Source organism: Paraburkholderia sp. RL18-101-BIB-B, assembly GCF_046026985.1.
GTDB lineage: Bacteria > Pseudomonadota > Gammaproteobacteria > Burkholderiales > Burkholderiaceae > Paraburkholderia.
This window is the reverse complement of the sequence record NZ_JARESV010000001.1, coordinates 460,363-474,084: the sequence shown is the minus strand read 5'-3', so window position 1 is coordinate 474,084 and position 13,722 is coordinate 460,363. Positions and strand designations below refer to the sequence as shown.

General features: G+C 63.2%; 15 protein-coding genes. All 15 read left to right on the top strand.

The window, feature by feature from the left end; all coding sequences use genetic code 11:
• The first annotated feature begins 79 nt into the window (after positions 1-79).
• The 15 genes from P0D73_RS02150 (at position 80) to P0D73_RS02080 (ending at position 13,643) form a co-directional block, all read left to right on the top strand.
• Entirely contained in the window at positions 80-859 is a 780-nt protein-coding gene (locus P0D73_RS02150; protein WP_408429387.1) for an SDR family NAD(P)-dependent oxidoreductase, read from the top strand.
• Between the two features lie 222 nt (positions 860-1,081).
• Positions 1,082-2,497 (top strand): MFS transporter, encoded by a 1,416-nt coding sequence (locus P0D73_RS02145; protein ID WP_408429384.1) that lies wholly within the window; start codon positions 1,082-1,084, stop codon positions 2,495-2,497.
• A gap of 55 nt (positions 2,498-2,552) precedes the next feature.
• Positions 2,553-3,968, top strand: coding sequence for an MmgE/PrpD family protein (locus P0D73_RS02140; RefSeq protein ID WP_408429381.1), 1,416 nt, complete (start codon positions 2,553-2,555; stop codon positions 3,966-3,968).
• Positions 3,969-4,032: 64 nt separating this feature from the next.
• Entirely contained in the window at positions 4,033-4,944 is a 912-nt protein-coding gene (locus tag P0D73_RS02135) for an NAD(P)-dependent oxidoreductase (protein ID WP_408429378.1), read from the top strand.
• A gap of 69 nt (positions 4,945-5,013) precedes the next feature.
• Positions 5,014-5,340, top strand: coding sequence for an NIPSNAP family protein (locus P0D73_RS02130; RefSeq protein WP_132378314.1), 327 nt, complete (start codon positions 5,014-5,016; stop codon positions 5,338-5,340).
• A gap of 12 nt (positions 5,341-5,352) precedes the next feature.
• Entirely contained in the window at positions 5,353-6,252 is a 900-nt protein-coding gene (locus P0D73_RS02125; RefSeq protein ID WP_408429375.1) for an NAD(P)-dependent oxidoreductase, read from the top strand.
• Between the two features lie 34 nt (positions 6,253-6,286).
• Positions 6,287-7,717, top strand: a complete 1,431-nt coding sequence (locus P0D73_RS02120) for an aldehyde dehydrogenase family protein (RefSeq protein ID WP_408429372.1) — start codon at positions 6,287-6,289, stop codon at positions 7,715-7,717.
• 157 nt (positions 7,718-7,874) lie between these two features.
• Complete coding sequence (locus P0D73_RS02115) at positions 7,875-8,270, top strand: carboxymuconolactone decarboxylase family protein (protein WP_132378308.1); 396 nt, start codon at positions 7,875-7,877, stop codon at positions 8,268-8,270.
• Positions 8,271-8,362: 92 nt separating this feature from the next.
• Entirely contained in the window at positions 8,363-9,712 is a 1,350-nt protein-coding gene (locus P0D73_RS02110) for an MFS transporter (RefSeq protein WP_132378306.1), read from the top strand.
• 24 nt (positions 9,713-9,736) lie between these two features.
• Positions 9,737-10,651, top strand: coding sequence for an NAD(P)-dependent oxidoreductase (locus tag P0D73_RS02105; RefSeq protein ID WP_132378305.1), 915 nt, complete (start codon positions 9,737-9,739; stop codon positions 10,649-10,651).
• Positions 10,648-11,040, top strand: coding sequence for a cupin domain-containing protein (locus P0D73_RS02100; protein WP_132378303.1), 393 nt, complete (start codon positions 10,648-10,650; stop codon positions 11,038-11,040). Before P0D73_RS02105 ends, P0D73_RS02100 begins: the two co-directional genes overlap by 4 nt.
• 95 nt (positions 11,041-11,135) lie before the next feature.
• Positions 11,136-11,921, top strand: a complete 786-nt coding sequence (locus P0D73_RS02095) for a carboxymuconolactone decarboxylase family protein (RefSeq protein WP_408175245.1) — start codon at positions 11,136-11,138, stop codon at positions 11,919-11,921.
• Positions 11,914-12,129, top strand: a complete 216-nt coding sequence (locus tag P0D73_RS02090; RefSeq protein WP_408429369.1) for a hypothetical protein — start codon at positions 11,914-11,916, stop codon at positions 12,127-12,129. Before P0D73_RS02095 ends, P0D73_RS02090 begins: the two co-directional genes overlap by 8 nt.
• Before the next feature lies 1 nt (position 12,130).
• The gene (locus P0D73_RS02085; protein ID WP_408429366.1) at positions 12,131-12,865 is read left to right on the top strand and encodes a 2,3-bisphosphoglycerate-dependent phosphoglycerate mutase; all 735 of its coding nucleotides are present in this window, start codon (positions 12,131-12,133) and stop codon (positions 12,863-12,865) included.
• Positions 12,866-12,974: 109 nt separating this feature from the next.
• On the top strand, positions 12,975-13,643 hold the full coding sequence (locus tag P0D73_RS02080; protein ID WP_408429363.1) for a GntR family transcriptional regulator: 669 nt from the start codon (positions 12,975-12,977) through the stop codon (positions 13,641-13,643).
• Positions 13,644-13,722: the final 79 nt, after the last annotated feature.

Sequence of the window (13,722 nt, the reverse complement as noted above, 5' to 3'; positions counted from 1 at the left end):
TATCATTTATTTGGCCGCGAGCGCTTCGCACTTCGCCGCGGCCTTGCAACGGACGTGCTTGCTGACAAGGACAATACAAATGAAAGGGAGAATCGCACTCGTAACGGGCTCGTCGCATGGGCTGGGTCTTGCGATGGCCAACGCGCTCGCGGCCGCTGGCTGTCGGGTCGTGCTGCATGGGATCGAAACGCTCGAACAGGTCGAGCCGATGCGTGCGGAATTCGAGCGGACGCAGGGTTACCGTGCCGACTATCTGCAGGCGGACCTTGGCGATGCACGAGCCGTCGAACGGATGATGTTCGAAACGATCGAGCGCGCCGGCCCAATCGATGTGCTGATTAACAATGCCGTGGTGCGCCACTTCGCGCCAATCGAAGCGTTCCCAGTCGAAAAATGGGAGCAGGCGCTTTCGGTCAATCTGAGCGCGGCCTTCCATGCAATCCGCCTCGCGCTGCCGGGCATGCGCGAGCGCGGCTGGGGCCGAATCTTCAATATGACGTCGGTGTATGGCATGCGCGGCACGGTGAATCGCGTGGACTACGTGACGACCAAATCCGCGCTGCTTGGCTTGACGCGCGCGGTCGCCGCGGAAACGATGGGGCAGGGCATTACCTGCAATGCTATCTGCCCGGGGGCGGTGCACACGCCGACGAGCGAAAATCGCATTCAGGCGCTGATGGAGAACGAGGGTCTGGATCGCGAAGCTGCAATCGAACGCTTTCTGACGGGCAAGCAGCCGACCGGCCACTTCGTCCAGGCGTCGCATGTCGCCGATCTGGTGGTGTTTCTATGCGGCGACGCAGCAGCGCAAATGACCGGTGCGATGCTGCCGGTCGAAGGCGGCTGGCTGGCGGTTTGACGTTCGTCAGGCGGTCACTGACGAGAGTGCCGCGAGGCCGACGCCACCCCCGGTATTCATGCGCTGCATCATGAAGTCGACACTCCGAAGCTGCAATTCATCCTTGACTGATTGTATGACAGGAATATAATTGCTCTTGCTGTTAGCGCTCACATAGACCGGCGGCGACAAGCGCCACCAACCAGTAAAACTACAACAACGAAGTCGACGGAGATAGCATCCATGCACAACCAAGCGAGTATCGGATACAGACTGGACAGCCTGCCGCTGTCCGGCTATCACTGGCGGTTGCTCGGGCTGATTGCCGCGGGCATGTACTTCGATTCGTTCGATATCTACATCGCGGGCACCGTGCTCGCCGCCATGATCCACAGCGGCGAATCCACGCTGAAACTCAATGCGATGTTCGTGTCCGTCACGTTTATCGGCATGATGTCGGGCGCGTGGCTGTCGGGTCTTCTCGGCGATCGTTTCGGGCGGCGCTTCTGCTATCAGTTCAATCTCGGGATTTACGGCTTCGCGTCGATCGCTGCGGCGTTCGCGCCGTCCATGTACTGGCTGATTTTCTTCCGGCTGGTGATGGGCGTCGGCATGGGCGCCGAAATTGTGGTCGGCTACGGCACGCTGAGCGAGTTCATTCCGGCGGCGTGGCGCGGGCGGTTCGGCACCATCCTCAATCTGATCATCAACACGTCGCTATTCCTGTCGACGTTCCTCGGTTGGCTGATCGTGCCGCAATACGGCTGGCGCTGGATGTTCGCCATCGCCGGTTGCGGTGCGCTGTTCGTGTGGTTTCTGCGTAAGTCGATGCCGGAGTCGCCTCGCTGGCTGGCCTCGCGCAATCGCTTGCCTGAAGCAAACGCGATCGTGTCGAACATCGAAACGGCGTGCGGCATCGATCCAGAAACGGCTATCTCGGCTGCTGCGCAGCAGCCGTATCGCGCCGATGCGCCGGATAGCGGCCGTCTCGGCGACCTCTTCACGCGCCGTCTGCTGGCGCGCACGGTGACGGGCATCACCGTGCTGGTTGGACTCTTCATCGTCAACTACGCGTTCGTCAGCTGGATTCCGACTTTCCTGGTGAAGCAGGGGCACAGCGTGTCGAACTCGCTCGGACTGACGGCGATCATGTTTGCCGGCGGTCCGATCGGCTCGCTGATTGCTTTCGTGCTGGCCGAACGCGTTGGCCGCAAGTGGGGCATCGTACTGTTCTCCCTGATCTGCGCCGCGTTCGGCACGGCCTATCCGTTTGCACAAACGGAAGTGGCGATCGCCGCGCTTGGCTTTGCGATCACCTGCTGTATCTACGTACTGTCGTCGTTTAGCGTGGCAACCTATGTGCCGGAGTTGTTCCCGACTGAACTGCGTCTGCGCGGATCGGGCGTGTCGAATACCGTGGGGCGAGCGGTCAGCATCGCTGTGCCGTACGCCGTCGCGTGGGCATTCACGGGCTTCGGCATTGCGGGTGTGTTGACGTTGATCGTCGGCACGTTGCTGGTCCAGGCGTTGATCGTCGGCGTGCTCGGCACCGAGACCCGCAAACGTTCGCTCGAGTCGATCGCTGCGGAAGTGAGCGATACGGTGGACGCGTCAGATAACGCGGTGAATGCACGCACGGCTTCGGTGACGAGGCCGTAATCGCGGCCGCATCCACTGGATCGAAAGCGTAATCCGGTAAAGGGAAATCCAGCACATGGCAGCGCAGGCAGACAGAAGCTTCAGCCAGACGGACACGCACAGCGAAGCGGGACACGCGACGCGGCGGCTCGCGCAATGGATCGGCGACACGACGTGGCGCGACGTGCCGGCCGCCGTGCGTCACGAGGCGAAGCGCGCGCTCGTCAACTACGTAGCCGTCGCGCTCGCCGCCTGCACCGACCCAACGCTCGACAAGGCCGTGCGCAACTATCGGCGTTTCAGCGCAGGGCAGAGTTCGAGCGTGATTGGTCGTAGCGAGCGCGTCGACCTGCTGAACGCGGCGGCGCTCAATGCGATGAGCGCGAACGTGTTCGACTTCGACGACACGCATATCCCGACGATCATTCATCCCACCGCGCCCGTTGCCGCCGCGCTATTCGCGTTTGCCGAGTCGCTCGCGGACAGCGACCCGCATGCAAGTGCAATGACGGGTGAGGCCTTGCTGCTTGCGTTCGTAATCGGCGTCGAAGTGGAATGCCGGATCGGCAACGCGGTTTCGCCTGAGCACTACCAGCGCGGCTGGCATATCACGTCGACCTGCGGCGTATTCGGCGCGGCGGCGGCGATGGCGAAGGTGCTGGGTTTGAGCGCACAGCAGATCGTATGGGCGTTGGGCAACGCGTCGGCGCAGGCCGGCGGTCTGGTGGAAACGCTCGGCACGATGTCGAAGAGCATCAGCGTCGGCAATGCCGCGCGCAACGGTTTGCTGTCCGCGCTGCTCGCCGCCGACGATTTCTCCGGTCCCGATTCGCCGCTCGAAGGCGAGCGCGGTTTCCTGCGCGTCACCGCGTCGAAGCCGGATGTCGATGCGCTGACGCGCGAGCTCGGCCACGAATGGGCGCTGCTGTCGAACACCTATAAGCCCTATCCGTGCGGCGTGGTGCTGAACCCCGTGATCGACGCATGTCTCGATCTGCGCCGCGACGCGCGGTGGACGCTGAATGACGTCGAGCGCGTCGAATTGACCGGACACCCTTTGCTGCGCGAACGTACCGATCGGCCCAACGTGCGCACCGGTCGTGAGTCGCAGGTCAGCGCGCAACATGCGGTGGCGGTCACGCTGGCGACGGGCAAAGCGAGCCTGGCGGAATTCAGCGATAGCGCCGTGACGAACCCAGCGCTGCGCGCATTCGACACGCGTTTGCGTTTCATCGACGACGCGTCGTGGCCGGTCGAGTCCGCGCAGGTCGTTGTCGTGTTGCGCTCGGGCGAGACGTTGTCGCGACGCATTCACGCGGCGCGCGGCAGTCTTGCGGCGCCGCTTGCCGATGTCGAACTCGCGACAAAGTTGCGCGAACTGGCGGACTATGGTGGCTCGGGCGTCGCACCGCAACCGCTCATCGACGCGCTGTGGCGCTTCGACAGCGCAACGGACGCCGCCGCGCTCATGCGGGTCGCGCGCGCGACTTGAACCGCATACGAAATGGTGCATCGAACAGCGCATCGAAACAGATTCCTAACGAATGAGGACAGTCATGTCGAGCAGTGGTCAAGGAAACAGCACTATCGGTTTTGTCGGCGTGGGCGTGATGGGACGACCTATGGCGCGTCGTCTCATCGAGGCGGGCCATTCGCTCGTCGTGTTCGATCGCGACGAGCAGGCGGTCGCGGAACTTGCGGCAATCGGTGCGCGCGCGGCGAAATCGGTGCGGGACGTGGCCGACAGCGCACGCATCGTGTTCACGAGTCTGCCCACGCCGGCGGTTTTCAGGCAGGTCGCGCTGGGAGACGGAGGGTTGATCGAGGGTAGCGTTATCAAGATTCTCGTCGACCTGTCGACGGTCGGTTCGCGAATGGAAAAAGAAGTGGCGGACGGTCTGCTCGCGAAGGGCATCGACACCGTGGATGCGCCCGTGAGCGGCGGCGCCGCCGGCGCGCAAAAGGGCACCCTCGCCATCATGATGGCCGGCAAGCCGGCTGCGCTGGATCAGGTGCGCAGCCTGTTCGAAGTGCTCGGCAAGGTTTTTGTGGTCGGCGATCAGCCGGGCCAGGGGCAATTGCTCAAACTGCTGAACAACATGCTCTCGTCGACCGCCTTTGCCATCACGTCGGAAGCATTTGTCGCCGGCATGCGCGGCGGACTGGACCCGGAAGTGATGATGGCGGTGATCAATTCGGGTAGCGGCAAGAACGGCGCGACGATGGACAAATTCCCGAAGCACGTGCTGCCGGGAACTTTCGATTTCGGCTTTCCGGTCGGCAGTGTCTGCAAGGACATCGGACTCGCGGTCGACGAATGCCAGGCGCTCGGCGTGCCGACGTGGGTTGGCAGTGTCGCGCGTCAGGTCTGGAATTACGCCGCGATGCAGGACGGCTCGAAGCGCGACATGACCGAACTCGTCAAATACGTCGAACGCTGGTCGTCGGGCGAAGGTCTCGCGGACTGAATCCGCTACCAGGCGTATCCAGAAACACTCATTGGCTGCGGCCATCTCACATCGGTAACGGAGACCTGAATGATCGTTGAAATGCGTATCTACCACTGTGCGCCGACGCGTCTGCCGGCGCTGCTCGACCGCTTCACGTCGACCACGCTCGGTTTTTTCGAAAAGTACGGCATCCAGCAGATCGGCTTCTGGACGACGCTGATCGGTCCAAGCAATCACGCGCTGACATATATGGTGAAGTGGGAAAGTCTGGCCGAGCGCGAGCAGAAGTGGAACGCGTTCCAGGCCGATCCCGAATGGATCGCGAAACGCGCGGCGACGGAAGCCGACAAGCCGATCGTCGAGCGCATCGAAAATCATTTCCTCACGCCAACGGCATTTTCGGCGCTGCGCTAGGAGCGATATTTCATGACACAACCCAAACGGATCGGATTCATCGGTCTCGGCATGATGGGCGCACCGATGGTGCAGTGCCTGCGCAACGCCGGTTTCGAGCTGTTCATCGACGACGCCGACGCGGCCCGTGCCGATGCGCTCGCCGATCAAACGGGCGCGCAGCGGCTGAACGCGGATCATGCCGCGTCGCTCGACGCTTTGATCACGATGCTGCCGAATTCGGCGATCGTCGAGAAGGTGCTGCTCGGTGATGGCAACCAGGGCAACGATCGGGGCTGGGCCGCGCGGCTCACGAAGGGCGCGGTGGTGATCGACATGAGTTCGTCGGAACCGGAGCGCTCGCGTGAGCTCGGCAAGACGCTGGAAGCACAGGGTCTCGCGTATCTGGACGCACCGGTGTCGGGCGGCGTCAAGCGCGCGAAGGACGGCACGCTCGCGATTCTCGTCGGCGGCAAGGCCGAGGTGTTGACGCGCTGCAAGCCGGCGCTCGACGCGATGGGCAAGAGCGTGCTGCATATCGGCGCGGCGGGCGCGGGTCACGCGGCCAAGGCGCTCAACAACTACGTGTCGGCGGCAGGCCTCGCGGCCACGGTCGAGGCGTTGCAGATCGCGAGCCGCTTCGGCATCGAACCGGCGGTGATGACGGACGTGCTGAACGCGTCGACGGGCCGCAGCAATACGTCCGAAAACAAGGTCAAGCAGTTCATGCTGAGCGGCACTTTCGCTTCCGGCTTCGCGCTGCAGTTGATGAACAAGGACCTCAAGATCGCCCGCGCGCTCGCGCAGGCGGTCGGTCATCCCATGACGTTCGGCGCGACGTGTACGCAGGTATGGGACGAGGCGGCGCAACACGCCACGCCCGCCACCGACCACACCGAGATGTACCGCCTCCTGCCCGGCGCGGCATCCTGAGCGTGCCTCTGATTCATTGATTCCGGAGCCTGTCATGTCACATGCAGCCCAGTTTTATATCGACGGACGTTGGGTCGAACCTACGTCCGCGGTCTGGTTTGGCGTCGTCGATCCGTCGACGGAAATGGCGTTCGACAAACTCGCGATGGGCAACGCCGAAGATGTCGATCGCGCAGTTGCAGCCGCGCGCCGCGCGTTTCCCGCCTGGTCGGCGACGAGTGTCCCCGAACGTGTCGCGCTGCTCAAGCGCATCGTCGCGATCTACGAACGCCGCTACGACGAATTCGCCGAGGCCATGCGTCGCGAAATGGGCGCGCCCATCACGTTCGCCCGCAACGGCCAGGCGGTGCGCGGTCCCGCGCATCTGAATGCGCTGATCGAGGTGCTCGAACGTTTCGAATTTGAAGAGCAGCGGGGCAGCACGCGCGTGGTGCTCGAACCGATCGGCGTGTGCGGCCTGATCACGCCGTGGAACTGGCCGATCAATCAGATCGTCGTCAAGATCGCGCCCGCGCTGGCGGCGGGCTGCACGATGGTGCTCAAGCCGAGCGAATATTCGCCGCTCAGTGCGCTGCTGTTTGCGGACGTCCTGCATGAAGCCGGCGTGCCGGCGGGCGTGTTCAATCTCGTCAACGGCGATGGTCCGGGTGTCGGCTCGGCCATCGCGAGTCATGCGGATATCGACATGGTGTCGTTCACCGGCTCGACTCGCGCCGGCGTGCTGGTCGCGCAGTCGGCGGCGGAAACCGTCAAACGGGTCGCGCAGGAACTCGGCGGCAAGTCGGCCAACATTCTGCTCGACGACGTCGAACTGGATCAGGCGGTCGCGCGCGGCGTCGCCGCCTGCTTCACGAACTCCGGGCAATCGTGCTCGATTCCGACACGCATGCTGGTGCCGCGTCATCTCATGAACGACGCCGCGCAGATCGCGAAGCGCGCGGCGCAGGCGTATCGGCTCGGACCGACCGACGACCCGTCGACGCAACTCGGGCCGCTCGTCAACGCCAACCAGTTCAAGCGCGTGCAGTCGCTGATCCAGACCGGCATCGACGAAGGCGCGCGCCTCGTCGCAGGCGGCACGGGCCGGCCGGAAGGCATCGACAAGGGCTATTACGCGCGCCCGACCGTCTTCGCCGACGTTGCCCCCGACATGACCATCGCTCGCGAGGAAATTTTCGGACCGGTGCTGTCGATGATTCCGTACGACACCGAAGAGCAGGCAATCGAGATTGCGAACGGCACCGACTACGGTCTCGCCGCATACGTGCAATCGGCGGATGTCGCGCGGGCGCGTAGGGTCGGCCGCGCACTGCGCGCGGGTGGCGTGCACCTGAACTATCCGCCCGCCGATTTCGGCGCACCGTTCGGCGGCTATAAACGCTCGGGCAACGGTCGCGAATGGGGCGAAGCCGGGCTGCGTGAGTATCTGGAGACAAAGGCGCTGGTGGGTTACGGCGCGGATTGAACGATGGCGGCGTGGCGCATGACGATTGGCTAGCCACGCCAAAAAAATTTGGCCGTATGCATTGTCCGACAATCATTCAGGCAGGCAATGCCGTTCCCGAGGTCGGACGCACGAGCCAACCCTGTCCGCAATCAGTTTGAACCACAGAGGAAGCACGATGGACACCAATGACCGCTTCAACAAGGGCTTCGAAAATCGCAAGGAGGTGCTGGGCGCCGGGCACGTCGAAAAATCGTGGGCGAATGCCGACGACTTCAACCGGCCGATGCAGAAGTTCGTCACCGAATGCTGTTGGGGCGACATCTGGGGCGACCCGACGTTGTCCTTCAAGACGCGCAGCATGCTCAATCTCGGCATGTTGACGGCGATGAGCCAGCACCACGAATTGTCGGTGCACGTGAAGGGCGCGCTGCGCAATGGCGTGAGCAAGGAAGAAATCCGCGCGGTGCTGATGCAGGCCGCCGTCTACTGCGGTGCACCCCTCGCGCTCGCGGCATTCCGTGTCGCGAGCGAGGCGATCAAGGCTTACGAAGCGGAAACGGCCGCCGCCTGACGCGGCACGCAGCGCGGACGGCCAACGGCAAACGGGGCAGCGCAAGGAGAACTCGCATCGCAAAGCGGTGCGAATAACGAACGGAGACAGGTATGAAAGCGTTGACTGCGAATGACGTCGTAACGGCGGAGAACGATCAGTCGATCGAAACGAGGAGGCGCAACGCCATCAAGGGCGCGTTCTTCTCCGAGTTCATCGACATGTTCGATATCTATCTGCCGGTGGTGGTGTTGTCGCCGGTGCTGGGATTTTTCCAGCCGCCGCATCTTTCGGCCGGCATGGAGACCATTCTCGCGTCGCTGGTCTTTATCACGACGCTGCTCGGCCGGCCGGTCGGCGCGTTGCTGTTCGGCATGATCGCGGACCGCGTCGGCCGTCGCAAGGCGTCGATCTGGTCCGTGTCCGGCTTCGGCGTGGTGACGCTGCTCATCGCGTTGCTGCCCGGCTATGAAACGCTCGGCATCGTGTCGTACTGGCTGCTGGTGCTGCTGCGTTTCGTCGACGGGATTTTCCTGGGTGGCGGCTACACGGGCGCCATGCCTCTCGCGATCGAGTATTCGAAGAAAGAGCAGCGCGGTTTCGTAGGCGGCTTCATCATCTCCGGATTTCCGGCCGCATACGTGACCATCAACCTCGTCGCGATGCTGATGTTCGTGCTGTTTCCGCTCAACGGCATGCACTCGCCGTACGCGCAATGGGGCTGGCGCATTCCGTTCGTACTCGGCGCGGCATTGGCAGGTTTGCTGACGATGTACTACGTGCGCAAGGTTTCCGAATCGGAAATCTGGAAGAGCGAAGCCGCCGACAAGGCCGCCGTCACCGAAAAGCTGCCGCTCTCCGATCTGCTGCGCGGCAAGAGCGGTCGCAATCTGTTGCAGGTGCTGGTGATGATGACGGGCTTTTGGCTCACGCAGAACATCATCACGATTTTCCTGCCGACGGGCCTGCTGGTGAAGACGCTGCATCTGAGCGGCTTCCAGATGACCGCGACGCTCATGCTCACTTATTTCGTGCTGTTTTTCAGCTATATCGGTTCGGGGATGATCGCGCAGCGCATCGGGCGGCGCCGTTTCTTCGTGATCGTCGGTCCGCTGATCGCGACGGTCGGCGCGGCGCTGCTGTACGTGCTGGCGAATGTCGACGGGCTCTCGCTGTCGACCATCATGCTGCTGGTGTGCGTGCTCGCGGTGCTCGTCACGTCGCCGTGGGGCGTGATCGTCACGTACATCAACGAGCGTTTCGTGACCGATGTGCGTGCAACGGGTTTCGGCGTCGGCTTCAGTCTGTCGGTGATCATCCCCTCGTTCTACGCGTTCTATATGAACTGGCTCGGCGCCTTCATGCCGCTGCGGCTGACCTCGGTCGTGCTGCTGTGCGTGGGCGGCTTGATCGGCATGGTCGGCGCGCTGATGGGCCCGGAAACGAAAGACGTGGATTTCTAATTTCGAAGCAAAGGAACACAACTCATGAACAAGAATCGGATCGGCTTCATCGGTCTCGGCAACATGGGTGGACGCATGACACGGCGTCTCGTCGACGCGGGCATCGCCGTGTTGGGCTACGACACCGTGCGTGAACGCATCGACACCGCCGGCGCGAAAGCAGCCGGCACCGTGGGTGAAGTGATCGCATATGCGGACGTCGTGATGATGTCGCTGCCGGACAGCAAGGTCGTCGAGGCGGTCGTGGAAGGCGAGGACGGCGTGCTCGCGCATTGTCGCGCGGGGCAGATCGTCGTCGATCTGAGTACGGCCGCCGCCAGCTCGACGATTCGCCTCGCCAAACGCTTTGCCGAGCGCGGCGTGCATTACGTCGACGCCGGCATTTCGGGTGGCGCGGCGGCGGCGGAGAAGGGCTCGCTCACGTTGATGGTGGGCGGCGATGCCGACGCCGTCGCCGCGCTGCAATGGGCCTTCGCGCCGATCAGTTCGAAGGTCGCGCACATGGGCGAGAGCGGCGCGGGCCACACCACCAAGCTGCTGAACAATTTTCTGAACGCGGTGAGCCTCGCCGCCAGTGCCGAAGTGATGGTGGCGGGCAAGAAGGCGGGGCTCGACCTGCATCTGCTGCTCGATGTGCTGAACAGCAGCAGCGGTGTCAATTTCGCCACGCTCAACCGTTTCCCGAAGATCGTCGATGGTGACTATCTGGAAGGCGGCCTGACCGGCAAGCTGATGACCAAGGACGTGGTGCTGTACGTGGACCGCGCGCGCGAACTCGGCGTGATGTCGCTGAATTCGGCCGGCCCGCTCGCGAGCTTCGGCTTGGGCACTGCGCTGGGTTACGGCGACGTGATCAGCAACCGTGTCGTCGATGCGATCGGCGACGTGTCGGGCGGCGTGCGGCTGTTCGACGGAGCACACAAGGAGAAAAACGCATGAAGGTCTTTCACGGCAGAGCGGCCGGCGCAATATCCGAGCGCCGCAGCGACACGTTCACCGGCACCGTCTGGGCCGACCCGGTCATGCCGGCAACCAATGGCGTCACCATCAATACCGTGCTGTTCGAACCGGGCGGCCGCACTTACTGGCACACGCACGAGTTCGGTCAGGTCTTGCAGGTGACGGCCGGTCAGGGCTGGATCTGTCTGGACGGCGAAGAACCGCAGCCGATCCGCCAGGGCGACATCGTGTTCATCGGACCGAACGAGCGGCACTGGCACGGCGCGAGCGAAAACAGCTACATGGTCCATATCGCGACGTCGATCGGCAAGGGCACGTGGCAGGAAGAGGTGGCAGCGCAAGATTATCCGGCTGCCGCGGCCCGCTAGCGCGATCAGGAGCGCACTGGATGCGCGTGCGGTGCGCAGGTTGGCCCCGCACGCGCAAAGAACATCCACCGTATTTCCATCGATGGAATCACGTCATGACCCAGACTATGCCGCAGCCGGATCTGTCGCGCCTTCGCGACGAACTCGTCGACCTGCACGGCAAGGCGAGTCCCGAATGGGACAGCCTCGTGCGCCTCGACCCGCGTTTCGTCGACGCCTACCTGAAGTTCGCGGGCGTGCCGCGGCGCAGGAATCATCTCGACGACAAGACGCGCGCGTTCATCGCGCTGGCCGCCGACGCATGCGCGACGCAACTGTATGCGCCGGGCGTCGCGCGCCATATCGAACGGGCGTTGTCGTTCGGTGCGACCCGCGACGAGTTGATCGAAGTGCTGGAGTTGATCAGCACGATCGGTATTCACACCAGTAATGTCGGCGTGCCGATACTGCTCGAAGTACTCGAAGAAGAAGGTTTGCGTCACGGCGCGCCTCAACCCGATGAGCGCCGGCAAAAACTGAAAGCCGAGTTCGAGACGAACCGCGGCTACTGGCATCCGACATGGGAAGGTCTCCTCGAACTCGATCCGGATCTTTTCGAAGCGTATGTCGAGTTTTCGTCGGTGCCGTGGCGCACCGGTGTGCTGAGCCCGAAACTCAAGGAGTTCATGTACTGCGCATTCGACGCGTCCGCTACGCATCTCTACGTGCCGGGCCTGAAGCTGCACATGCGCAACGCGCTGCGCTACGGCGCGAGCGCCGAGGAACTGATGGAGTTGTTGGAAATCGTCAGCGTGACGGGGATTCACGGCGCGGAATTGGGCGCGCCGCTGCTGGAAGCCGCTCTCGCGCGCAACGCGGCGGTGGGGAACGCGCATGCATAATCCAGCGAGACGCGCGTCCGTGTTTTCTGTCTATCCGGTGGCGCGCGAGCGGGCTGCGTCAAAGGCCTGGTCTGTGCAGCGCAACGCGAGGGCCGGTGCGCCACATTCGGCATGGCGCGCGATGCAGTCGGCGCCGCTTTCGGTACTCGCGTCGAACGAAAGCGAGCATGCGCACGTGCTCGCCGTCGCGATTCTTGGCTACAACTAGCGTGTCCGTCGATATGACCTCTCAATCGGCCACGCTCGTCGTGCTGCGTCACGGTCAGTCGGTCTGGAATCGTGCCAATCGCTTCACCGGCTGGAGCGATGTCGGTCTGTCGGATCAAGGGGAGGCCGATGCCCGGCGCGTCGGCGAGCGTTTGCGTGAAGCGGGTTTCGGTTTCGATCTGGCGGTGACGTCGGCGTTGTCGCGCGCCACCGATACCCTCGCTCACGTGCTGCGCACCCTCGACCAGTCACAGCCTGAAACCGTGCGCTCGTGGCGGCTGAACGATCGCCACTACGGCGCGTTGACGGGCATGGAAAAAGACGTGGCCGCGCTCGCCTACGGTGCGGACCGTGTGCGGCAATGGCGGCGCGGCTTCGACCTTGCGCCGCCGGCGCTCGATGCGGACCTGCACGCGGCATTGGTGCGCGCGTTACATGACGATGCCATGCCCAGCGTCGATGCGCTGCCGCGCACCGAAAGCTTGCGCGACACATTGCGGCGTGTGCTGCCGCTGTGGGATGACTGCGTTGCTCCGGCATTGACGCGCGGACAGTCGGTACTGATGGTGGGGCATGGCAACTCGTTGCGCGCGCTCTTCAAGCAGCTCGACGGCATCAGCGACGACGCAATCGCCTCGGTTGAAGTCGCGCATGCGGAACCGTTGGTCATGAGTTTCGACGCAACGCTTCGCGTCACTTCCCGCGTGCCGCTGGCAGCTCTGCCGGCCCGCCGCTGAAGCGCGCGCTGGCTCGCCATTTTTACGCGCGGTGCGAGTCAAAAGCTGCCTGCAACGATGCCCGCTCACGTATCATGGAGGCTGGATCTTGTCGGACGGGAATACAATAATGTCAACAGACATGGACGTGATCAGACCTGAGACGCTGCGGCATCAGGTGGAAAACGTATTGCGCCAGGCTATCGTAAGCGGGCGTTTCGCGCCGGGTGCGCGCCTGATCGAGCGCGAGTTGTGCGAGACGCTCGGTGTAAGCCGGACGTCAGTGCGCGAAGCGCTGCGCAAACTCGAGGCCGAAAAGCTGGTACGCAGCGTCCCGCACAAAGGCCCCGTCGTCGCGGTGATATCAAAAGAAGAGGCCGTCGAGTTGTATGCGTTGCGAGGGCTACTCGAAGGTTTTGCCGCCCATGAGTTCGCCCGCCTTGCCAGCGACGACGCCGTTGCTCGCTTTGGCGAGGTCGCGAAGGAACTCCGCGCCGAGGCAACGGCGCAAAACCAGGAAGGCGTGCTACGCGCGAAAACCGCGCTCTATGATTTGCTGCTGGAGAACTGCGGCAACGCGCTAATCCAGGAAATCCTCAATAGTCTCTATTCGCGCATCAATCTGTTGCGCTCCACTTCGCTGATGCATCCGGAGCGGCTGCCGAACAGCTTGCGCGAAATCGACCGTCTTTATAAGGCCTTGAAGGCAAGAGACGGCGAGGCCGCGCAGAACCTTGCACGGTTGCATGTCGCCAATGCCGAGAAGGCGGCGCTACGGATGCTGGATAAGGCGGAGTAGTCGGTGGGCGACCATGCCTTCTCCGGCAAGGTCGCCTCTCTCATTGAAAGCAGGGGCGAATACGCAAGCCATCTCGCCT

Excerpts from the sequence above, each read along its gene's own strand:
- P0D73_RS02125 (WP_408429375.1), top strand. The coding sequence starts at position 5,353 with ATGACACAACCCAAACGGATCGGATTCATCGGTCTCGGCATGATGGGC.
- P0D73_RS02150 (WP_408429387.1), top strand. The coding sequence starts at position 80 with ATGAAAGGGAGAATCGCACTCGTAACGGGCTCGTCGCATGGGCTGGGT.
- P0D73_RS02110 (WP_132378306.1), top strand. The coding sequence starts at position 8,363 with ATGAAAGCGTTGACTGCGAATGACGTCGTAACGGCGGAGAACGATCAG.
- P0D73_RS02130 (WP_132378314.1), top strand. The coding sequence starts at position 5,014 with ATGATCGTTGAAATGCGTATCTACCACTGTGCGCCGACGCGTCTGCCG.
- P0D73_RS02120 (WP_408429372.1), top strand. The coding sequence starts at position 6,287 with ATGTCACATGCAGCCCAGTTTTATATCGACGGACGTTGGGTCGAACCT.
- P0D73_RS02100 (WP_132378303.1), top strand. The coding sequence starts at position 10,648 with ATGAAGGTCTTTCACGGCAGAGCGGCCGGCGCAATATCCGAGCGCCGC.
- P0D73_RS02095 (WP_408175245.1), top strand. The coding sequence starts at position 11,136 with ATGACCCAGACTATGCCGCAGCCGGATCTGTCGCGCCTTCGCGACGAA.
- P0D73_RS02090 (WP_408429369.1), top strand. The coding sequence starts at position 11,914 with ATGCATAATCCAGCGAGACGCGCGTCCGTGTTTTCTGTCTATCCGGTG.
- P0D73_RS02080 (WP_408429363.1), top strand. The coding sequence starts at position 12,975 with ATGTCAACAGACATGGACGTGATCAGACCTGAGACGCTGCGGCATCAG.
- P0D73_RS02115 (WP_132378308.1), top strand. The coding sequence starts at position 7,875 with ATGGACACCAATGACCGCTTCAACAAGGGCTTCGAAAATCGCAAGGAG.
- P0D73_RS02135 (WP_408429378.1), top strand. The coding sequence starts at position 4,033 with ATGTCGAGCAGTGGTCAAGGAAACAGCACTATCGGTTTTGTCGGCGTG.
- P0D73_RS02145 (WP_408429384.1), top strand. The coding sequence starts at position 1,082 with ATGCACAACCAAGCGAGTATCGGATACAGACTGGACAGCCTGCCGCTG.
- P0D73_RS02140 (WP_408429381.1), top strand. The coding sequence starts at position 2,553 with ATGGCAGCGCAGGCAGACAGAAGCTTCAGCCAGACGGACACGCACAGC.
- P0D73_RS02105 (WP_132378305.1), top strand. The coding sequence starts at position 9,737 with ATGAACAAGAATCGGATCGGCTTCATCGGTCTCGGCAACATGGGTGGA.